The 19,028-nt window shown below is 65.0% G+C and carries 18 protein-coding genes; 11 read left to right on the top strand and 7 right to left on the bottom strand.

Features of this window, described 5'->3' with window-relative positions; all coding sequences use genetic code 11:
• Window positions 1-94 precede the first annotated feature (94 nt).
• The 3 genes from AC56LG_RS08500 to AC56LG_RS08490 are packed head-to-tail and all read right to left on the bottom strand — an operon-like array spanning window position 95 to window position 1,907.
• A complete protein-coding gene (locus AC56LG_RS08500) occupies window positions 95-688 on the bottom strand; it encodes a DUF2946 family protein (RefSeq protein ID WP_497165661.1) in 594 nt (197 codons plus the stop codon).
• Entirely contained in the window at window positions 681-1,691 is a 1,011-nt protein-coding gene (locus AC56LG_RS08495; RefSeq protein ID WP_497165660.1) for a YheT family hydrolase, read from the bottom strand. The genes AC56LG_RS08500 and AC56LG_RS08495 overlap by 8 nt, the downstream gene beginning before the upstream one ends.
• Before the next feature lie 21 nt (window positions 1,692-1,712).
• Window positions 1,713-1,907, bottom strand: a complete 195-nt coding sequence (locus AC56LG_RS08490; RefSeq protein ID WP_056343230.1) for a zinc-finger domain-containing protein — start codon at window positions 1,905-1,907, stop codon at window positions 1,713-1,715.
• 212 nt (window positions 1,908-2,119) lie between these two features.
• On the opposite strand from AC56LG_RS08490, the gene AC56LG_RS08485 reads away from it, so the two are divergent.
• The 11 genes from AC56LG_RS08485 to AC56LG_RS08435 all read left to right on the top strand — a co-directional run bounded on the left by AC56LG_RS08485 (window position 2,120) and on the right by AC56LG_RS08435 (window position 13,387).
• The gene (locus AC56LG_RS08485) at window positions 2,120-2,860 is read left to right on the top strand and encodes an AzlC family ABC transporter permease (RefSeq protein ID WP_497165659.1); all 741 of its coding nucleotides are present in this window, start codon (window positions 2,120-2,122) and stop codon (window positions 2,858-2,860) included.
• Window positions 2,853-3,197 carry an AzlD domain-containing protein gene (locus tag AC56LG_RS08480; RefSeq protein ID WP_497165658.1) on the top strand — a complete coding sequence of 115 codons (345 nt, stop codon included), beginning with the start codon at window positions 2,853-2,855 and terminating at the stop codon, window positions 3,195-3,197. The genes AC56LG_RS08485 and AC56LG_RS08480 overlap by 8 nt, the downstream gene beginning before the upstream one ends.
• Before the next feature lie 50 nt (window positions 3,198-3,247).
• Complete coding sequence (locus AC56LG_RS08475; RefSeq protein ID WP_497165657.1) at window positions 3,248-4,453, top strand: phosphoglycerate kinase; 1,206 nt, start codon at window positions 3,248-3,250, stop codon at window positions 4,451-4,453.
• A gap of 58 nt (window positions 4,454-4,511) precedes the next feature.
• Window positions 4,512-5,984: a pyruvate kinase gene (gene pyk / locus AC56LG_RS08470; protein ID WP_497165656.1), complete on the top strand. Its 1,473-nt coding sequence runs from the start codon at window positions 4,512-4,514 to the stop codon at window positions 5,982-5,984.
• Between the two features lie 66 nt (window positions 5,985-6,050).
• Entirely contained in the window at window positions 6,051-7,115 is a 1,065-nt protein-coding gene (gene fba, locus AC56LG_RS08465) for a class II fructose-bisphosphate aldolase (RefSeq protein WP_497165655.1), read from the top strand.
• Between the two features lie 114 nt (window positions 7,116-7,229).
• A complete protein-coding gene (locus AC56LG_RS08460) occupies window positions 7,230-8,126 on the top strand; it encodes a phosphoribosylaminoimidazolesuccinocarboxamide synthase (RefSeq protein ID WP_497165654.1) in 897 nt (298 codons plus the stop codon).
• Between the two features lies 1 nt (window position 8,127).
• The gene (gene purE / locus AC56LG_RS08455) at window positions 8,128-8,625 is read left to right on the top strand and encodes a 5-(carboxyamino)imidazole ribonucleotide mutase (protein WP_497165653.1); all 498 of its coding nucleotides are present in this window, start codon (window positions 8,128-8,130) and stop codon (window positions 8,623-8,625) included.
• A gap of 24 nt (window positions 8,626-8,649) precedes the next feature.
• On the top strand, window positions 8,650-9,849 hold the full coding sequence (locus AC56LG_RS08450) for a 5-(carboxyamino)imidazole ribonucleotide synthase (protein ID WP_497165652.1): 1,200 nt from the start codon (window positions 8,650-8,652) through the stop codon (window positions 9,847-9,849).
• Window positions 9,846-10,871 carry an L-threonylcarbamoyladenylate synthase gene (locus AC56LG_RS08445; protein WP_497165651.1) on the top strand — a complete coding sequence of 342 codons (1,026 nt, stop codon included), beginning with the start codon at window positions 9,846-9,848 and terminating at the stop codon, window positions 10,869-10,871. Before AC56LG_RS08450 ends, AC56LG_RS08445 begins: the two co-directional genes overlap by 4 nt.
• A gap of 407 nt (window positions 10,872-11,278) precedes the next feature.
• Window positions 11,279-12,631: an SGNH/GDSL hydrolase family protein gene (locus tag AC56LG_RS08440; protein ID WP_497165650.1), complete on the top strand. Its 1,353-nt coding sequence runs from the start codon at window positions 11,279-11,281 to the stop codon at window positions 12,629-12,631.
• Between the two features lie 75 nt (window positions 12,632-12,706).
• Entirely contained in the window at window positions 12,707-13,387 is a 681-nt protein-coding gene (locus AC56LG_RS08435; protein ID WP_497165649.1) for an OmpW/AlkL family protein, read from the top strand.
• 106 nt (window positions 13,388-13,493) lie between these two features.
• On the opposite strand, the gene AC56LG_RS08430 is transcribed toward AC56LG_RS08435, so the two are convergent.
• The 4 genes from AC56LG_RS08430 to AC56LG_RS08415 all read right to left on the bottom strand — a co-directional run bounded on the left by AC56LG_RS08430 (window position 13,494) and on the right by AC56LG_RS08415 (window position 18,942).
• A complete protein-coding gene (locus AC56LG_RS08430; RefSeq protein ID WP_497165648.1) occupies window positions 13,494-15,476 on the bottom strand; it encodes a putative bifunctional diguanylate cyclase/phosphodiesterase in 1,983 nt (660 codons plus the stop codon).
• A 318-nt stretch (window positions 15,477-15,794) separates the two neighbouring features.
• Window positions 15,795-16,988, bottom strand: coding sequence for an acyl-CoA dehydrogenase (locus AC56LG_RS08425; RefSeq protein WP_497165647.1), 1,194 nt, complete (start codon window positions 16,986-16,988; stop codon window positions 15,795-15,797).
• A gap of 135 nt (window positions 16,989-17,123) precedes the next feature.
• Window positions 17,124-18,065: an AraC family transcriptional regulator gene (locus tag AC56LG_RS08420; RefSeq protein ID WP_497165646.1), complete on the bottom strand. Its 942-nt coding sequence runs from the start codon at window positions 18,063-18,065 to the stop codon at window positions 17,124-17,126.
• Between the two features lie 40 nt (window positions 18,066-18,105).
• Window positions 18,106-18,942 carry an SDR family NAD(P)-dependent oxidoreductase gene (locus tag AC56LG_RS08415; RefSeq protein WP_497165645.1) on the bottom strand — a complete coding sequence of 279 codons (837 nt, stop codon included), beginning with the start codon at window positions 18,940-18,942 and terminating at the stop codon, window positions 18,106-18,108.
• Window positions 18,943-19,028 lie beyond the last annotated feature (86 nt).

Raw genomic sequence — 19,028 nt, 5'->3', positions numbered from 1 at the left:
TTGATGCCGTACGAACGATTATTTACCGGCAATAGGGGAAGAGATGCGTACGTAACGCGTGGAGTCGGGACTCCACCCTACGGTTTCAACTGGATCAGGCGGACGGTGCCGGCACGCGCACAAAGCCGAAGCGCTGCGGCAATTCGTCAGCCGCGATGCGTTCGACCGGCACCGAGGCGCCGCGCCAGCGCAGGGACAAGGTGCCCGCTGCGCCGCCGAGCCAGCGCAGCAGCGCGTCGTCGGCGACCGGCTTGCCGTCCAGTTCCAGCGATTCGAACAGTTGCGCGACGTCGCGGTCGTCGAGCTGGGCGACGACCTCTCCCGATTGCACGATGGCGGCGCCGGCTTCGGTCAGGTACAGGCGCTCGATGCCGGCCAGCGCGGCGCCGGTCTGCAGCAGCATGCCTTGCGCCGGGTCGGTGCGCGCGATGTAGGGCGTCGCTTCCAGGTTCACGTACACGCGCTGGGGACCGTTCTGGAAAAACCAGCGGCCGGCCTCGTCATGCCCGTAGTTGCGGTTGATAAAACCGACCAGCGTCGCGTTGTTGAGCTTGTCGCCGGGGGCGTCTGTTTGCTGGGCCGCTTCGTCGCGCATGCGCCAGGCGCCGCGCGCGTCGAGCGCGAGCCAGCCGTAGCAGTGCGGCACGTTCGGCCATTTGGCCATTGCCTGTTTTACGATGTCATCCATGGGCGCCAGCTTCGCATAATTCGGAGGGGTCGGGCGCGCGCGTGAACTGTGGCAGAACTGCGTCGAAGAACGAGAGAATACGCTGCGGCAGCCAGTCGATCCGGCCCGGGAACGGACCCACCGGAAAGCCGACGTGGCCGCCTTCGTCGGGATACTCGAGCGTCACCGCCTTCGATGCGCTGGCCGGCAAATGGCGGCCCGGCAGGAAGGGATCGTTGCGCGCGTTCAGCACCAGCGTCGGCACGGTGATGTCATGCAGCACGTGGCGGGCGCTGGCGCGGTGCCAGTAATCGTCGGTATCGCGGTAGCCGTGCAGCGGCGCGGTGACGACGTTGTCGAAGGCGTAGAGGTCGCGCGCGGCGAGCAGGGCGCTGCGGTCGAACAGGCCGGGGAATTGCTCCAGTTTGGCCAGGCACTTCGGCACCAGGGTGCGCAGGAACATGCGCGTATACAGCATGTTGAAGCCGGAAGAGAGGGCTTCGCCGCCGCGCGCCAGGTCGAGCGGGGCGGAGATCGCGGCGGCGGCGCTGACGAAATTCGCCGTACTGCCCGATTCGCCGAGCCAGCGCAGCAGGGCGTTGCCGCCCAGCGAGACACCGGCTACGTAAATGGGGCCCGGCGCGCGGGCACGCAGGCGCGCCATGATCCAGTCGATTTCCAGCGAGTCGCCGGAATGGTAGAAGCGCGCGGTGCGGTTCGGCTCGCCCGAGCAGCCGCGGAAATGCGGCACCGCGCCCGACCAGCCGCGCGCCGCCAGCGCCGCCATCAGGCCGCGCGCGTAATGGCTGCTTGATGACCCTTCCAGCCCGTGGAACAGCACGACCAGCGGTTGGCCCGGCTCGCCGTCGACGAAATCGACGTCGACGAAATCGTCACCGAGGGTCGGGTCCTGCACGTCCCAGCGTTCGCGCCGGTAGGCGACCGGCGGTTTGTCGACCAGCGTGGCGGGATAGATGGTTTGCAGGTGGCCGCCGGGCAGCCACCGTGGGGCAACGTAGGTCATGCGCGGCGAGCCGCCTTGCGATTAATGGTGCTTGAACGCGACACCAGGGGCCAGGCGGTAGTGGGTGCCGCAGTAGGGGCACTTGGCGGTACCCTCATGGTCGAAATCGAGGAAGACGCGCGGGTGCGACGACCACAGCGGCATGGCCGGGTTCGGGCAGTGGGCCGGCAGATCCTTGGCCTCGAGTTCCACCACAGGCATCGTCTTGTCAGTCATTCACATTCTCCATCACGCAAAGTTGGGCAAAGACAGGATTTTAACGGATTCAGGCGACCGTTCGGAATGATCGGTAGAATGGCGAATTCGTCATGGTTGGGTTGGCAAGTCTTCTGTCCAGTCTGATCAATAACGCCCTATCAATTCATCCTGCGTTTCATGCTTTTTTGCCCCCGCTTTGCTAAGCTCATTTTCTGTTGCAGGAAGGCGACATGAACGCGCCTGATTCTGTGCAGCCCATCGTCGAACGACCCGACCGCGCCTTGTGGCAGGAGGGTTTCCGGACCGGCTTGCCGAGCCTGTTCGGGATTGCGGCCTGGGGGCTGGTGGTCGGCATCGCGATGGTCAAGACCGGACTGACGCCGCTGCAGGCCTGCGGTATGACACTGCTGGTGTTTGCAGGTTCCGCCCAGTTGGCTTCGCTGCCGCTGATCCTGGCGCATGCGCCGATCTGGGTGACGTTTGCCACCGCGATGGTGGTCAATCTGCGTTTCGTAATCTTTTCGGCCTTGCTCGCGCCGCATTTCACGCACCTGCCGTGGCGCCAGCGCCTGATGTACGGCTATATCTCCGGCGACTTGACGGTGGCGATGTTCCTGCAGCGCTTCCCGACCGCGGCGCCGGTGCCGGGCAAGCTGTCCTATCTGAAAGGGCTGGTGTTCCCGAACTGGCTGGCCTGGCAGGTAGGGTCGTTCATCGGCATTTTCGTCGGCAGTGCGATCCCGGCGGAATGGGGCCTGGGTTTTGCCGGCACGCTGGCGATCCTGTGCATCACGGTGCCGCTGGTGGCGAATAGTGCCGCCCTGTGCGGCGTGCTGGTTGCGGGCGCGGTCTCGGTGCTGGCCTATGGGTTTCCGTACAAGCTCGGCCTGCTGGCGGCGGTGCTGGCCGGCATGCTGGCGGCGATGGCGACCGAGGCGATGATCGAAAGAAGAAAGGCGCACCATGGCTGAGTGGGAAATCTGGGCCACCATCGTGGTGCTGGCCTTGTCGACGGCGATCACGCGCAGCGGCTTCTGGCTGATCGGCCATAAAGTGGCGATCCCGCCGCGCATCCAGGACATGCTGCGCTATGCGCCGGCCTGCGCGCTGGCGGCGATCATCGGGCCGGACCTGCTGCTCGATGCCGGCGGCAAGGTGCACCTGGAACTCGGCAATCCGAAACTGCTGGCCGGTATCGCCGCCCTCGGCTTTTATTTGTGGCGCAAGAACATGCTGCTGACCATCGTGTTCGGAATGATTGCCTTCACACTGTTGCGTGTCTTACACGTTTTTGGTGCTGCCGTCTAAGAGGGGTGGGGTAGAATATCGTTCTTTCACTATTTCACTGTTGAGCCGACATGGACGCCGTTCTCAGTTTCACCCGCTTGCAAGACCTGATCGACCGCGATGCGCTGCAGGGCAAGCGCGTCTTCATCCGCGCCGACCTGAACGTGCCGCAGGACGACAACGGCAACATCACCGAAGACACGCGCATCCGCGCTTCGATTCCCGCGATTCAAGCCGCCGTCAAGGCCGGCGCCGCCGTGATGGTGACGTCGCACCTGGGCCGCCCGACCGAGGGCGAGTTCAAGCCGGAAGACACGCTGGCGCCGGTCGCCGCGCGCCTGTCCGAACTGCTCGGCCAGCCGGTCGAACTGAAGCAGAACTGGACCGATGGCGTCGACGTTGCCCCGGGCCAGGTCGTGCTGCTGGAAAACTGCCGCGTCAACAAAGGCGAAAAGAAGAACGCCGACGAACTGGCCCAGAAGATGGCCAAGCTGTGCGACGTGTACGTGAACGATGCCTTCGGCACCGCGCACCGCGCCGAAGCGACTACTTACGGCATCGCCAAGTTTGCCCCCGTCGTCGCGGCCGGCCCGCTGCTGGCCGCCGAACTCGACGCCCTCGGTAAAGCCCTGGGCCAGCCGGCGCGTCCGCTGCTGGCGATCGTCGCCGGCTCGAAAGTGTCCAGCAAACTGTCGATCCTGCAAAGCCTGGCCGGCAAAGTGGATAATCTGATCGTCGGCGGCGGCATCGCGAATACCTTCATGAAGGCCGTCGGACTGAACATCGGCAAGTCGCTGGTCGAAAACGACCTTGTGAACGAAGCGAAACAAATCATCGACATGATGAGCGCGCGCGGCGCCTCGGTGCCGATCCCGGTCGACGTGGTCTGCGCAAAAGAGTTCAGCCCGACCGCCGCCGCCACCGTCAAGGACGTGGCGGATGTGGCCGACGACGACATGATCCTCGACATCGGCCCGAAAACGGCCGCCATGCTGGCCGAGCAGGTGAATAAAGCCGGCACCATCGTCTGGAACGGCCCGGTCGGCGTGTTCGAATTCGACCAGTTCGCCGAAGGCACGAAAACCCTGGCGCTGGCAATCGCCGATTCGAACGGGTTCTCGATCGCCGGCGGCGGCGATACGCTGGCGGCCATCGCCAAGTACGACATCGGCGACAAGATCGGCTATATCTCCACCGGCGGCGGCGCCTTCCTCGAGTTCCTCGAAGGCAAGACCCTGCCGGCAGTCGAGATCCTGCTGCAGCGTCAGGCCCACTAAGTAACGCCCAGCGCAGCCCCGAGGCTGCGCTTCTCTTTTCAGAATCGAGGATCCACCCATGCAAGCTGCGCGTCCCCTGTACAACGCCACCAAGATCGTTGCCACCATCGGCCCTGCATCGACCGACTTCGACATCCTCGTCAAGATGATCCGCGCCGGCGTCGACGTCGTGCGCCTGAACTTCTCGCACGGCCGCGCCCAGGACCACATCGACCGCGCCGCGCTGGTGCGCCGCGCCGCCGCCGAATGCGGTACCGAAGTGGCGATCATGGCCGACATGCAGGGTCCGAAGATCCGCGTCGGCAAGTTTGAAGACGGCAAGATCTTCCTGAACAATGGCGACCGCTTCATCCTCGACGCCAAGTGGGGAGAGAATGGCGAACTGGGCAACCAGGAACGCGTCGGCCTCGACTACAAGGCGCTGCCGCGCGACGTGCGTCCGGGCGACAAGCTGCTGCTCAACGATGGCCTGATCGTGCTGGTGGTCGACCGCGTGTCGGGCCACGAAATCTGCACCACGGTGAAGGTCGGCGGCGAGCTGTCGAACAACAAGGGCATCAACCGCCAGGGCGGCGGCCTGACCGCGCCGGCGCTGACGGCCAAGGACATGGAAGACATCAAGACCGCGATGAGCTTCCAGGCCGACTACCTGGCGATTTCCTTCCCGAAGAGCGCGACCGACATGGAAATGGCGCGCCAGCTGGCGAACATCGCCGGCGAGCCGTATGCGCACAAGCCGCTGATGATCGCCAAGATCGAGCGCGCCGAAGCCATTCCCGTGCTGCAGGAAATCCTCGACGCGTCGGACGGCATCATGGTCGCGCGCGGCGACCTGGCGGTCGAGGTCGGCAATGCCGCCGTGCCGGCGCTGCAAAAGCGCATGATCCGCATGGCGCGCGCCTCGAACAAGCTGGCGATTACCGCGACCCAGATGATGGAGTCGATGATCGTCAACGCCGTGCCGACCCGCGCCGAAGTCTCGGACGTGGCGAATGCCGTGCTGGACGGCACCGACGCCGTGATGACCTCGGCCGAGACGGCCTCCGGTAAATACCCGATCGAAACCGTCGAGATGATGGCAGCGATCTGCCTGGAAGCGGAACAGTCCGAGTACAACAAACAGGACGCCGACTTCCTGAACGTGGAATTCACCCGCATCGACCAGTCGATCGCGTACGCGACCCTGTTCACCGCGCGCCACCTGGACGTGAAAGCCATCGTGGCGCTGACCGAATCGGGCTCGACCGCGCTGTGGATGAGCCGTCATAGCATCGCCACCCCGATTTTCGCCCTGACCCCGTCACAGACGACGCAGCGCAAGGCCTCCTTGTACCGCAACGTGCGAGCATTCCACCTGCAGCAGGAAGGCGGCAGCCACGCCGTGCTGCGCAAGGCGGAAGAGCTGCTGATCAGCGAAGGCATGGTCAGCCCGGGCGACACCATCGTCGTCACCTGGGGTTCGCCGATGGGCGAAGCCGGCGGCACCAACGCCCTGAAAATCGTGCGTGTCGGCGAGACCTACAAAGATTAAAAAAGAATAAAGACGGCTTCGCGTTGTCGAAGCAATAGACAGATTTCTTCTTATTGGAGTACTACCATGGCACTCGTATCACTGCGTCAACTGCTGGACCATGCTGCCGAAAACGGCTACGGCCTGCCGGCCTTCAACGTCAACAACCTGGAGCAAGTGCAGGCCATCATGGCCGCGGCCGACGCCACCAACAGCCCGGTGATCATGCAAGCCTCGGCTGGTGCGCGCAAGTATGCCGGCGAAGCCTTCCTGCGCCACCTGATCGACGCCGCCGTCGAAGCCTATCCGCACATCCCGGTCGTCATGCACCAGGACCACGGCCAGTCGCCGGCAGTCTGCATGGCCGCGATCCGCTCGGGTTTCAGCTCGGTCATGATGGACGGCTCGCTGGAAGCCGACGGCAAGTCCGTCGCTTCGTATGAATACAACGTCGAAGTGTCGAAGGAAGTCGTCAAGTTCGCGCACTCGATCGGCGTGACCGTGGAAGCGGAACTGGGCGTGCTCGGTTCGCTGGAAACGATGAAGGGCGACAAGGAAGACGGCCACGGCGCCGACGGCACCATGACCCGCGAGCAGCTGCTGACCGATGTCGCGCAAGCCGCCGACTTCGTCGCCCGCACCCAGTGCGACGCGCTGGCGATCGCCATCGGCACCTCGCACGGCGCCTACAAGTTTACCCGCAAGCCGACCGGCGACATTCTCGCCATCGACCGCATCAAGGAAATCCACGCGCGCATCCCGAACACCCACCTGGTGATGCACGGCTCGTCGTCGGTGCCGCAGGAACTGCTGGCGATCATCCGCGAATTCGGCGGCGACATGAAGGAAACCTATGGTGTCCCGGTCGAAGAAATCCAGGAAGGCATCAAGCACGGCGTCCGCAAGATCAACATCGATACCGACATCCGCCTGGCGATGACGGCCGCAATCCGCAAGTACATGTTCCAGAACCCGAGCAAGTTCGACCCGCGCGATTACCTGAAGCCGGCGCGCGAAGCGGCGACCGAGATCTGCAAGGCGCGTTACCTGTCGTTCGGCTGCGAAGGGCAGGCCGGCAAGATCAAGCCGATCCCGCTGGAAAAGATGGCCGAGCGTTACAAAGCCGGCGAGCTGGCGCAAGTCGTCAAGTAATATACTGTCTGGAACGGGCTGCTGCGGCAGCCCGTGTCTCTTGGCGGCGGGAAGTCACAGATTTTCCGCCGCGTCCGTGAAGTCCGCTTAGTTCGTTTTTCTGATATTCCTCCCATGAACAGCCTCTATAAAACCTCGATCAAGTCCCTGCCACTGCTGGGCCACGGCAAAGTGCGCGACAACTACGCCGTCGGCGACGACAAGATCCTGATCGTCACCACCGACCGCCTGTCCGCCTTCGACGTCGTCATGAACGAACCGATCCCGGGCAAGGGCATGGTGCTGAACCAGATGAGCGATTTCTGGTTCGAGAAGCTCGGCCACATCGTGCCGAACCACCTGACCGGCGTGGCGCCGGAAAGCGTGGTCGCCCCCGACGAAGTCGAGCAGGTGCGCGGCCGCGCGGTGGTCGCCAAGCGCCTGAAACCGATCATGGTCGAAGCCGTGGTGCGCGGCTACATCATCGGTTCGGGCTGGAAGGATTATCAGCAAAGCGGATCGATCTGCGGCATCGCCTTGCCGGCAGGCCTGCAACAAGCCGAAAAGCTGCCGCAGCCGATCTTTACGCCGGCCGCCAAAGCCGACCTGGGCGAGCACGACGAGAACATTTCGTTTACCGACATGGAGTCGCGCATCGGCCCGGAACTGGCGGCCAAAATGCGCGACATCTCGATCGCGCTGTACACCGCCGCCTCGGAATACGCCGCCACCCGCGGCATCATCATCGCCGACACCAAGTTTGAATTCGGCCTCGACGATAACGGTGTGCTGCACCTGATGGACGAAGTGCTGACGGCCGACTCCTCGCGCTTCTGGCCGGCGGATTCGTACGCGCCGGGCATGTCGCCGCCTTCGTTCGATAAACAATTCGTGCGCGACTACCTGGAAACGCTGACCGACTGGGGCAAGACCGCGCCGGCGCCGGCCTTGCCGCAAGACGTGATCGATAAAACCCAGGCCAAGTATTTCGAAGCCATCGAACGCCTGACCGGCGAAAAGCTGAAGGCCTGAGATGATGAGCGAAGCAAAACCTCTGGTCGGCGTGGTGATGGGTTCCTCGTCCGACTGGGACGTCATGAAAAACGCGGTCGACGTGTTGAAACAGTTCGGCGTGCCGTTCGAGGCCCAGGTGATTTCCGCGCACCGCATGCCGGACGAGATGTTCAGCTATGCCGAAACGGCGCGTAGCCGCGGCCTGCGCGCGATCATCGCCGGCGCCGGCGGCGCCGCCCACTTGCCGGGGATGATCGCGGCGAAAACCATCGTGCCGGTGCTGGGCGTGCCGGTGCCCTCCAAATACCTGCGCGGCGAGGATTCGCTGCTGTCGATCGTGCAGATGCCGAAGGGCGTGCCGGTCGCTACCTTCGCCATCGGCGAAGCCGGCGCCGCGAATGCCGCGCTGACCGCCGTGGCCATGCTGGCGGCGGACGACGATGCCCTGGCCGCGCAGCTGGAACGGTTCCGCCTGGACCAGACCGCCGCCGCCAAGGCGATGATTTTGCCCGTATAAACAAAGGCGCCTTAGGTACAACCGATGAGTAACAAGAGTAATGCACAGGGAGGCGCGTTTCTGCCGAGCGCCAATCCACCGACCTGGCTCGGCGTGATGGGCGGCGGCCAGCTCGGCCGCATGTTCGCTCACGCCGCCCAGGCCATGGGCTACAAGGTGGCGGTGCTGGAACCGGCAGCGAGTTGCCCGGCCGGCGAAGTCGCCGAGCGCCTGATCAATGCCGATTACGGCGACAGCATCGCCCTCGGCCAATTGTCGGCGCTGTGCGCCGCCGTCACCACCGAATTCGAAAACGTGCCGGCCGACAGCATGAACCTGCTGGCGCACGGCAGTTTCGTCGCCCCGGCCGGCGCCTGCGTGGCGATCGCCCAGGACCGCATCGCCGAAAAGCGCTTCTTTGTCGCGTGCGCGCCGCAATCTGGCGTGATGCCGGCGCCGCACAAGGTGATTGCCTCGAATGAGGACATCGACGCCATCGGCGACGAGCTGCTGCCCGGCATCCTGAAAACCGTGCGCATGGGTTACGACGGCAAGGGGCAGGTCCGCGTAAGCACCCGCGACGAGGTGCGCGCGGCGTTCGACGGCATGAATGGCGTGACCTGCCTGCTGGAGAAAATGCTGCCGCTGGCCTATGAGGTGTCGGTGCTGACCGCGCGCGGGCATGACGGCGTATCGGTCGTCTATCCGATCGCCGAGAACGTGCACCGCGACGGCATCCTGTTCACGACCACCGTGCCGGGCCCGAACGTTTCAAGCGAATGCGCAGGGCGGGCGCAGGATGCGGCGCGCGCCATCGTCGCCCAGCTCGGCTACGTTGGCGTGCTCTGCATCGAATTCTTCGTGCTGGCCGACGGCAGCCTGGTCGTCAATGAAATGGCGCCGCGTCCGCACAACAGCGGGCATTACACGATCGACGCCTGCGTGACGAGCCAGTTCGCGCAGCAGGTGCGGGCGATGGCGAAACTGCCGCTGGGCGATGTGCGCCAGCATTCGCCGGCCGTCATGCTCAACATCCTGGGCAACGTCTGGTTCGATGGCGACACGATTCGCGAACCGGCCTGGGACCAGGTGCTGGCACTGCCGGGCGCTTATCTGCACCTGTACGGCAAGGACGATCCGCGCCGCGGCCGCAAGATGGGCCACGTGACCTTCGTGGCGCCGACGCTGGAGGAAGCGCAAGCGCAATTGCGCGCCGCCTGCGCCATCCTGGGGATCGCAGCGTGACTATCCAGGACATCGACCAGGCCGCCATCGAAGCGGCCGCGCGTGCGTTGGAGACGGGCCAGCTCGTCGCCTTTCCCACCGAAACCGTGTACGGGCTCGGGGCCGACGCCGAAAATCCGGCGGCGGTCGCCGCCATCTACGCCGCCAAGGGGCGCCCGCAAGATCACCCGGTGATCGTGCACCTGGCGCCGGAAGCGGACATCGCGCACTGGGCCGCCGACATTCCGCCCGAAGCGCACGCGCTGGCCGGCGCCTTCTGGCCGGGGCCGCTGACGATGATTTTAAAACGCGCGCCGAACATTCCGGATGCGGTCAGCGGCGGCCAGGACACGGTCGGCTTGCGCTGCCCGTCGCACCCGGTGGCAATTTCTCTGTTGCGCGCCTTCAAGGGCGGACAGGGCGGCATCGCGGCGCCGTCGGCGAATAAATTCGGCCACGTCAGCCCGACCCTGGCCCAGCACGTGCGCGACGAATTCGGGGCCGACGGCTCGGTCGCGCTGGTGCTCGACGGCGGCGCCTCGCAGGTCGGCATCGAATCGACCATCGTCGATCTGTCGCGCCTGGCCACCCATGGTCCGGTGCTGTTGCGGCCCGGCCACGTGAGCGCGGAAGCGATCGCCGCCGTCATCGACCGGATGCCGGCCGCGCCCGACGCCGCCGCGCCGCGCGCCTCGGGCACGCTCGAATCGCATTACGCGCCGCACACGCCGGTGGCGATGCAGGACACGGCGACGCTGGTGCGCACGCTGGAGCAAATGGCGGCGGCGGGGCGCAAGGTCGCGCTGATTCACTATTCCGACCTGTGGAATGCGCATGCCAGCGAGCGCCTGCCGGCCACGCCGGACGGCTTTGCCCATGCCCTGTACGCGGCCTTGCGCGCGCTGGACGGGCAGGGTGCGGACGTGATCCTGGTTGAGGCGCCGCCGCAAGATGGCGCCTGGCTCGGGGTCAACGACCGCCTGCGCCGGGCGGCCCACGGGTCGACCGGGATCGTGCACGGGTTGCTCAATCGCGAGGTGTGAAGCGACGCGTTTATCGTGCTGGCCACGGTAACGTGTTGCATCGTTTACGCGTGGGCAGAGCCCACCCTACGTTACGCTACATTCTCGATTGATTTACGCGGCGGCGGTGCACCGTAGCGTGGGCTCTCCGAGCCCACGCGGAATCGCGCACCGTATTATCTCCCGGCCCCAACAACCGTTGCGTTTCCTCCTCGCTGTTACCTTTCGAGATATTACGCAAAGCAATGCCTTGATATAATCGGCAGACCTTGCCAGCCCTTTCTCGCCCCTTCTTGTCGCCTGTGCTTGACACCATGACAAGCAATATTTCTATACAAGCAGAAAGAACACTGGCATATTAGTTTGCGATGCGAATAGCACGAGCGTTCGTTTCACAGAAAAATACCTTATTCCTTTTAGGAGACACAATGCGTCAAACGAATTTCGCGCTCGCGCTGCTGACCGCAGCCGCGCTGGCCGCATGCGGCGGCACCGGCAGCGAAGGTGGCGATCAAACGCACAAGGTCGCGTTCACCCAGCAGGTCAGCTTCGGCGACAGCCTGTCGGACGTCGGCACCTATAAAGTCGGCGGCATCGCCGCTGCCGGCGGCGGCGCGTTCACCATCAATGGCGACAATACCAGCGCTAACCCGGCCTACACCGGCCTGAACTGGACCGAAGTGCTGGCCGCCGAACTGAACCTGCCCAAGCCATGCGCTGCACAGACTGGCCTGCAGGGCGTCGACAATGCCAATCCGGCGCTCGACTTCAACGTTCCCATCGTCAACTACAGCAACTGCTACAACTATGCGCAGGGCGGTTCGCGCGTGACCGATCCGGTCGGTTCGCACCACCGCAGCAACGACCCGCAAGTGGGCCAGCTGACCGTGCCGCTGGTGACGCAGATCGCCAACCATCTGACCAAGACCGGCGGCAAGTTCAGCGGCACCGAACTGGTCACCGTCATGTCCGGCGGTAACGACGTGCTGATGCAACTGGCCGGCCTGCGCGCAGGCAGCACGGCTGCCGGCCAGGCCGCCGGCGCACAAGCCTTCCCGACCCTGCTGATCACCGGCCTGGTCGCCACCGTGCCGGCCGCCAACCGCGCCGCCGCACCGGCAGCCATCACCCAGGCCGTGCAGGGTGCCGCCGCCGGTGGCAACCAGCAAGCGATCGCCGCGGCCGCCGTCGGCGCCGCCGCCCGCCTCGGCGCGACGCTGCCCGACGCGCAGGCCGCGGCCGCTGCCGCAGGCACCGCAGCCACCGCTGCCGGCACCCGCGCCGGCAACGAGTACGCCGCCGCCCAGGGTCCGGTCCTGGTGGCCGCACTCGGCCGCGCAGGCGCCGAAATGGCCGCGCTGGTGAAAACGCAGATCGTCGCCAAGGGCGCCAACTACGTGGTCGTCAACAACCTGCCGGACATCGCCAGCACCCCGTCGGGCAAGGCGCAGACGCCGGAAATCCAGGCACTGATCAAGACCATGGTCGACACCTTCAACGTGCAACTCAAGGCCGGCCTGGGCGACGATCCGAAAATCGCCTACGTCGACCTGTTCTCGGTCAGCCGCGACCAGGTGGCGAATCCCGCCATCTACGGCCTGACCAACACCGCGCTGAAAGCCTGCACCAGCGAGTCGTCGCTGACCTGCACCAGCAAGACGCTGTCGGGACCGGACGTGAGCCACTACATGTTCGCCGACGACATCCATCCGACGCCGTACGAATACTGGCTGGTGACCCGCTACGTCCTGAAGGACATGGCGGTCAAGGGCTGGCTGTAATCCGATACAACAATGTCCGGCTGCGTCGCGCCTGCGGGCAGGCGCGGCCGGCTGTAAAAAAATCCAGGAGAAAGTATGAAAGTACGTATGAATAGCGTCGCCAAGGCGCTGGTCGCCGCCGCCGCGCTGGTGTGCGCAGCCGGTGCATCGGCCCAGTCGGCCGGCCAGTTCACCGCCAAGTTCGGCTTCAACCAGCTGACCCCGAAAGTCGAGAGCGGCGACATCACGGCGCCGGCGCTGCCGTTCACCAAGGCCGACGTCGAACGCGACATCCAGCCGGTGGTGATCATCGCCTACGGCCTGACCGACAACATCTCGCTCGAAGGCGCGCTGGGCACGCCGTACAAGCACAAGATCATGGGCGCCGGTTCGATCGCCGGCACCGGAGAATTGGGCACGGTCGAGGCGCTGCCGCCGACCCTGTTCGCGCAATACCGCTTCTTCGCACCGACCGCGACCTTCCGTCCTTTCGTCGGCATCGGCGCCACCTACGCCTACTTCATGAAGGAACGCGGTTCGGGCAAGCTGACCGCGCTGACCAACCCGGGCGGCAACCCGACGACCTTTGACATCGACAACAAGTTCACCTACACCGCGCAAGTCGGCGTGGCGATGAATTTAAGCGAAAAATGGTTTGCCGACGTCACCGTCAACAAGAGCCGCCTGCGCACCGACGTGCACTTCTCGACCGGCCAGAACCAGCACATGAAGCTGGACCCGGTCGCCGTGGTGCTGGCGGTCGGCTACAAGTTTTAATAGCCGCTGCCATCCACTATAAAAACCGGCGGGCGCAAGCCTGGCCGGTTTTTTTTCGCCTGCTGCATAAGGATTTCTTATGCATTCGATGAATGGATTAGCCCGGCTAATGCAGGCGCGACGCGTAGACCGCGAAATGCTCGCCGCTGAGGGCGCGTTCGTAGAGAAAACCCTGGTAGACGAAGCAGCCGGCTGCGGACAGCCATTCGCGCTGTCCCTGCGTCTCGACGCCCTCGGCGATCACCTGCAGCCCGAGGCTGCCGCCAAGCGCGATGATGGAACGCACGATCGAGGCGTCGTTGCGGTCGGTGAGCACGTCGCGCATGAACGAATAATCGATTTTCAATTGGTCCAGCGGCAGTTTCCTCAGGTAGGACAGCGACGAATAGCCGGTACCGAAGTCGTCGAGCGAGAAGGTGATGCCGAGGCGGCGCAGCGTTTCCATGGTCTCGACCGTGTGCGCGAAGTCGGTCACGACCAGGGTTTCGGTCAGCTCGAATTTCAGGCCATGCGGGTCGACCCCGGTGGCGGCCAGGATTTCCTGGGTCATGGCGACGAAATCGGGTTCGACGAACTGGCGCGCGCTGACGTTGACCGACAGCGACAGGTGCCGGGTTGCCGGATTTCTCTGCCAGGCCGCCAGTTCCAGGCAGGCCGTGGCCAGTACCCAGCGCCCGATCTCGACGATCAGGCTGGTTTCCTCGGCCTGCTTGATGAACTCGGTCGGATACAGGATGTCGCCGTTCGGCAGGCGCCAGCGCAGCAGCGCTTCGGCGCCGATCACGCGGCTGTTGCCGTCGAGTTGCGGCTGGTAGTTCAGCATGAATTCCTGGTTGCGCAGCGCGCGCCGCAGGCCGCTTTCGAGTTCCGAGCGCGCGGTCCACTTGGCCTGCATGTCGGGGTCGAAAAAGCGGAAGGTATTGCGCCCGGCCGCCTTGGCCTGGTACATCGCGGTATCGGCCTGCTTCAGGGCCGACTCCACTGTGTCGAGCGCGCCGCTGATCATGGTCACGCCGACGCTGGTCGACACCGCATACGCGAAGTCGGCCAGTTGAAACGGCGCGCGCATGGCGGCGACGACCTTGGCAGCCACGGTTTCGGCCTGGTGCGCGGCCGCCTCCATGCTGTCTTCCTCGGGCTGGACCAGGATCACGAATTCGTCGCCGCCCAGGCGCGCCACCATGTCGGCCTCACGCACGCTGTGTTCGAGGCGGCGCGCCACCGCCTGCAGCAGCATGTCGCCGGCCGCGTGGCCATGGGTGTCGTTGAGCGTTTTGAAATTGTCGAGGTCGAGGAACATCAGGGCGCCGATCTTGCGCGAACGTGCGCTGCCCAGCAGGGCGCGGCGCAGGTGGTCGAGCAGGCTGGAACGGTTCGGCAGTTCGGTGAGAGCGTCGAAATAGGCCAGGCGGTGGATGCGCGCCTCGTTGTTCTTGCGTTCGCTGATGTCGGTGCTGATCACCAGGATCTTTTGCGGAATGCTCGAGGCCGGGTCGGCCGGCACCACGGTCCAGCGCGAGTCGGCGTGCAGGTGGCTGCCGTCGCGCCGGCGCTGGTGCAGTTCGCCCACCCATTCGCCCTCGTCGAGCGCCATCTTGTACGCTTCGCTGTAGGCCGCATGGTCGTCGCACAGCAGGTCGGACATGCGCTTTCCCACTGCCTGCTGCGCCTCCCAGCCATACAGCCGCTCGGCGCCCTTGTTCCAGTAGGTGATGCGCGAACCCATGTCCATCACGAAGATCGCGTCGCGCGCCTTGTCCAGCAGCGACGCCTGCTCGACCACCAGCTGGTCGGCGCGGTGCAGGACCGTGATGTCGCCGATAAAACCTTCCAGCGCCTCGACATTGCCGTGCGCGTCGAACACCGCCGCCCCCTGTTCCCAGGCCCAGCGCAGTTTGCCGCTGGCGGTCGTGATGCGGTAGCTGATCTGGAACGGGCGCCGTTCGCCGATCGCCACATTGGTTTCCTCGGCCACCCGGGCGCGGTCGTCGGGGTGGATCAGGCTGGCAAACGACATGGCGTGGTCACCGGTAAACGCGGCCGGCGGATAGCCGGTGAGTTTTTCGATCCCGGCGGAGAGGAAGATCATGGTCCAGGTGCTGTCGTTCAGGCAGCGGTAAACGACACCTGGCAGGTTACTCAGCAACAAGTCGAGCGACAACGCGGAAGCGTCGTGCGATCGCAAATTCGTCGAAACTGGATGACCGGATGAATGCATGTTCCGCGCGCTTGAAGTAGGTGGAACATCAGCAGGGCGATGCTTGATCTAGCACACATGGTAACGCGAAACTTACGTCGATACGTTACTGTAAAGACGTATTGTGCAAATTATTGTCAGGTCTGCACGTGTCCGGGGCGGGTTGCCAATGCGGGCTGGGTGGGTGGGCAAGATACCCACCCGGGAACCTTAAAACGCGGCGATACCTGTCTGCGCCCGGCCCAGGATCAGCGCGTGGATGTCGTGCGTGCCTTCATAGGTATTCACGACTTCCAGGTTGACCATATGGCGGATGATGCCGAACTCGTCCGAAATGCCATTCCCGCCCAGCATGTCACGGGCGACGCGCGCCACGTCGAGCGCCTTGCCGCAGGAATTGCGCTTCATCATCGAGGTGATTTCCACCGCCGCGGTGCCCTCGTCCTTCATGCGGCCCAGGCGCAGGCAGCCCTGCAGGCCGAGAGTAATTTCGGTCTGCATGTCGGCCAGCTTCTTTTGCACCAGCTGGTTCGCCGCCAGCGGTTTGCCGAACTGGTGGCGGTCCATCGTGTACTGGCGCGCGGTCTGCCAGCAGGCTTCGGCAGCGCCGAGCGCGCCCCAGGCGATGCCGTAGCGGGCCGAATTCAGGCAGGTGAACGGGCCCTTCAGGCCGCGCACGTCGGGGAAGGCGTTTTCTTCCGGGCAGAATACGTTGTCCATCACGATTTCGCCGGTGATGGAAGCGCGCAGGCCGAACTTGCCGTGGATCGCCGGCGCCGTCAAACCCTTCCAGTCCTTTTCCAGTACGAAGCCGCGGATCGCGCCTTCGTCATCCTTGGCCCAGACGACGAACACGTCGGCGACCGGCGAATTGGTGATCCACATCTTCGAACCGGTGAGCGCATAGCCGCCCTCGACCTTGCGCGCGCGCGTGACCATCGAACCGGGGTCGGAGCCGTGGTTCGGTTCGGTCAGGCCGAAGCAGCCGATCCATTCGCCGGTGGCGAGCTTGGGCAGGTATTTCTGTTTGGTCTCTTCGTTGCCGAACTCGTAGATCGGCACCATCACCAGCGACGACTGGACGCTGGCCATCGAGCGGTAGCCGGAGTCGACGCGTTCGATTTCGCGTGCGATCAGGCCGTAGGCGACGTAGTTCAGGCCGGGGCCGCCGTATTGTTCGGGGATGGTCGGACCCAGCAGGCCCAGCTCTCCCATCTCGCGGAAGATGCTCGTGTCCATTTGCTCATGGCGGAAGGCTTCCAGGATGCGCGGCTGCAGCTTGTCCTGGCAATAGGCGTTGGCGGCGTCGCGGATCATGCGCTCGTCATCAAGCAGCTGGCTGTTCAGCAGGAGCGGGTCGTCCCAGTGGAAGGCGGTCTTGCGTGGCGAATCGGCGTGGTTCATGGCTGTCCTGGTCTCGAGGCTTGTTGGAGGCGGGCGCGGCTGTCATTAGCGGCGCCGCGCCGGGCCATTATAGAAAGGAGGAGACTTGCCATCTTTTCAAACTGCGACAGCCATTTTCATAATTGCCTGACCAGGCTACTGGACGAACGACACCGCCTCGGCCAGGCCCGCATTGCGCAGGCGCGCGATGTCGCGCGTCGGCGCCGTGCCGAAATGGCGCGCGTATTCGCGGCTGAATTGCGAGGCGCTGACATAGCCGACGCGCTGGCAGGCCAGGCCTGCGTCCATCCCGGTGGCGAGCATCAGCCGGCGCGCTTCCTGCAGGCGCAGGGTCTTCTGGAATTGGAGCGGACTCATCGAGGTGAGCGATTTGAACTGTTCATGCAGCGACGAGGTGCTCATGTGCGCCAGCGCGGCCATGTCGTCGACACGGATGGCCTGGTCGTAGTGGGCGCGGATCCAGGCCACGACCTTGCTCACGCGGTGCGTCTCGACCCGTCCGAGTTGCGCCAGGCGCGCGCCGAAGGGGCCGCGCAACAGGCGCAGCAGGATTTCGTCGATCACCAGCGGCGCCAGCAGCGGGGCGTCGTCCGGTTGCGCCGCCAGCGCCATCAGGCGCGCCGCCGCGTCGATCACGGGCTCGCCCGCCTGCGCCACCTGCACGGCGCGCTGCTCGCGCACGAGCGGCACGCCCTCGGGATACACCTTCAGGATCAGTTCCCCCAGGCGCGCCTGGTCGAAGTCGAGCCGGAACGACAGGTAGGGCGCCGCGGCGCTGGCCTGGCGGATCAGCGCCGCGATCGGCAGGTCGAGCGCGAAGATCATCATGCGCGACGGATCGTAGTCGTAGGACTCGCCGCCCAGCATGACCGTCTTCGCACCCTGGGCGACGATGCACAGCGCCGGCCGGTGCAAGCCGTGCACCAGTTCCGTGCTGGAACTGGCGGCGCGCACGGCATGCACGCCCGGAATGCCGGTGGCGAAGGTGCCGTCGTAGGGCGCCTGCGCGGCCAGCAGGCCGGCCAGGCGCGCCAGCGCCGTTGCACTGCCGGGGATCGAATGGTCGAGTGGTGTCATGGCGAATGGGTAAGGACAGGATACACCACCGGCACTCAAGTCAGGCCGCGTGGTCGGTCGATTCCGACAGGCTGCGCCACTCGTGCAGTTGCGCGCGGCGCGCGTCCAGGGCGGCGGCGGTCATGGCGACAGCATCGCTGCCGGCCAGCAGCTGCGCCGGCGGCGTTTCCATCCCGGCCAGGCGCACGACGAGGTCCGCCAGTTTCAGCGGATCGCCCAGCTGCTTGCCGCGGTAGGGGCTGTAGGCGTCTTCGACGGTGCCGCGGGCGGCGTAGTCGTCGATCGTCTTCGCTCCGTAGCGCACCGAAGTCTGGTCGAGGAATTCGGTACGGAAGAAGCCGGGTTCGACCGCCGTGACGTGGATGCCGAAGGGTTGCAGTTCCAAGGCCAGCGAGGCCGACAAGCCCTCGATGGCGTACTTGGTGGCGCAATACACCGAGGCGCCATTGAAGCCGAGCAGGCCGCCGACCGAGCTGATGTTGATGACGTGGCCGGCGCGCTGGCGCCGCATGACGGGCAGCGCCGCCTGCAGCATGTGCATCACGCCGTACACGTTGACGCCGAACTGGCGTTCGACGTCGGCCATCGGCACTTCTTCCAGGTTGCCCATTTGCCCGTAAGCGGCGTTGTTGACGAGGACGTCGATGCGGCCGAAACGCTCGGTTGCCGCCGCGATCGCAGGGGCGGCCTGGGCCTCGACGGCGACGTCGAGTTCGAGCAGCAGCAGGCGCGCCGGGTCGGCGCCATCGAAACTCGCCTGCAATTGCGCCAGGTTGCGGCCAGTGGCGACGACACTGTCGCCTTGCGCCAGGGCGGCGCGGACGAGGGCGGCGCCAATGCCGCGGCCGGCGCCGGTGATGAACCAGATTTTATGCATGATGTGCTCTCCAAATTAAGCCACTCAAGTGGCGTTGATGTGGAGAGCATGGTAGGACGCGGGTCTTGTCCCGGCTTGCCTGAAAC

The sequence above is a fragment of the Telluria sp. ZB2R32 genome, from assembly GCF_059685715.1.
The sequence above is the reverse complement of the archived record's forward strand: the minus strand, read 5'-3'. Positions and strand labels throughout refer to the sequence as shown.

What these genes read in the sequence shown, in the direction of transcription:
- AC56LG_RS08500 (WP_497165661.1), bottom strand. Translation starts at nt 688, where the DNA reads ATGGATGACATCGTAAAACAGGCAATGGCCAAATGGCCGAACGTGCCG.
- AC56LG_RS08495 (WP_497165660.1), bottom strand. Translation starts at nt 1,691, where the DNA reads ATGACCTACGTTGCCCCACGGTGGCTGCCCGGCGGCCACCTGCAAACC.
- AC56LG_RS08490 (WP_056343230.1), bottom strand. Translation starts at nt 1,907, where the DNA reads ATGACTGACAAGACGATGCCTGTGGTGGAACTCGAGGCCAAGGATCTG.
- AC56LG_RS08485 (WP_497165659.1), top strand. Translation starts at nt 2,120, where the DNA reads ATGAACGCGCCTGATTCTGTGCAGCCCATCGTCGAACGACCCGACCGC.
- AC56LG_RS08480 (WP_497165658.1), top strand. Translation starts at nt 2,853, where the DNA reads ATGGCTGAGTGGGAAATCTGGGCCACCATCGTGGTGCTGGCCTTGTCG.
- AC56LG_RS08475 (WP_497165657.1), top strand. Translation starts at nt 3,248, where the DNA reads ATGGACGCCGTTCTCAGTTTCACCCGCTTGCAAGACCTGATCGACCGC.
- pyk (WP_497165656.1), top strand. Translation starts at nt 4,512, where the DNA reads ATGCAAGCTGCGCGTCCCCTGTACAACGCCACCAAGATCGTTGCCACC.
- fba (WP_497165655.1), top strand. Translation starts at nt 6,051, where the DNA reads ATGGCACTCGTATCACTGCGTCAACTGCTGGACCATGCTGCCGAAAAC.
- AC56LG_RS08460 (WP_497165654.1), top strand. Translation starts at nt 7,230, where the DNA reads ATGAACAGCCTCTATAAAACCTCGATCAAGTCCCTGCCACTGCTGGGC.
- purE (WP_497165653.1), top strand. Translation starts at nt 8,128, where the DNA reads ATGATGAGCGAAGCAAAACCTCTGGTCGGCGTGGTGATGGGTTCCTCG.
- AC56LG_RS08450 (WP_497165652.1), top strand. Translation starts at nt 8,650, where the DNA reads ATGAGTAACAAGAGTAATGCACAGGGAGGCGCGTTTCTGCCGAGCGCC.
- AC56LG_RS08440 (WP_497165650.1), top strand. Translation starts at nt 11,279, where the DNA reads ATGCGTCAAACGAATTTCGCGCTCGCGCTGCTGACCGCAGCCGCGCTG.
- AC56LG_RS08435 (WP_497165649.1), top strand. Translation starts at nt 12,707, where the DNA reads ATGAAAGTACGTATGAATAGCGTCGCCAAGGCGCTGGTCGCCGCCGCC.
- AC56LG_RS08430 (WP_497165648.1), bottom strand. Translation starts at nt 15,476, where the DNA reads ATGATCTTCCTCTCCGCCGGGATCGAAAAACTCACCGGCTATCCGCCG.
- AC56LG_RS08425 (WP_497165647.1), bottom strand. Translation starts at nt 16,988, where the DNA reads ATGAACCACGCCGATTCGCCACGCAAGACCGCCTTCCACTGGGACGAC.
- AC56LG_RS08420 (WP_497165646.1), bottom strand. Translation starts at nt 18,065, where the DNA reads ATGACACCACTCGACCATTCGATCCCCGGCAGTGCAACGGCGCTGGCG.
- AC56LG_RS08415 (WP_497165645.1), bottom strand. Translation starts at nt 18,942, where the DNA reads ATGCATAAAATCTGGTTCATCACCGGCGCCGGCCGCGGCATTGGCGCC.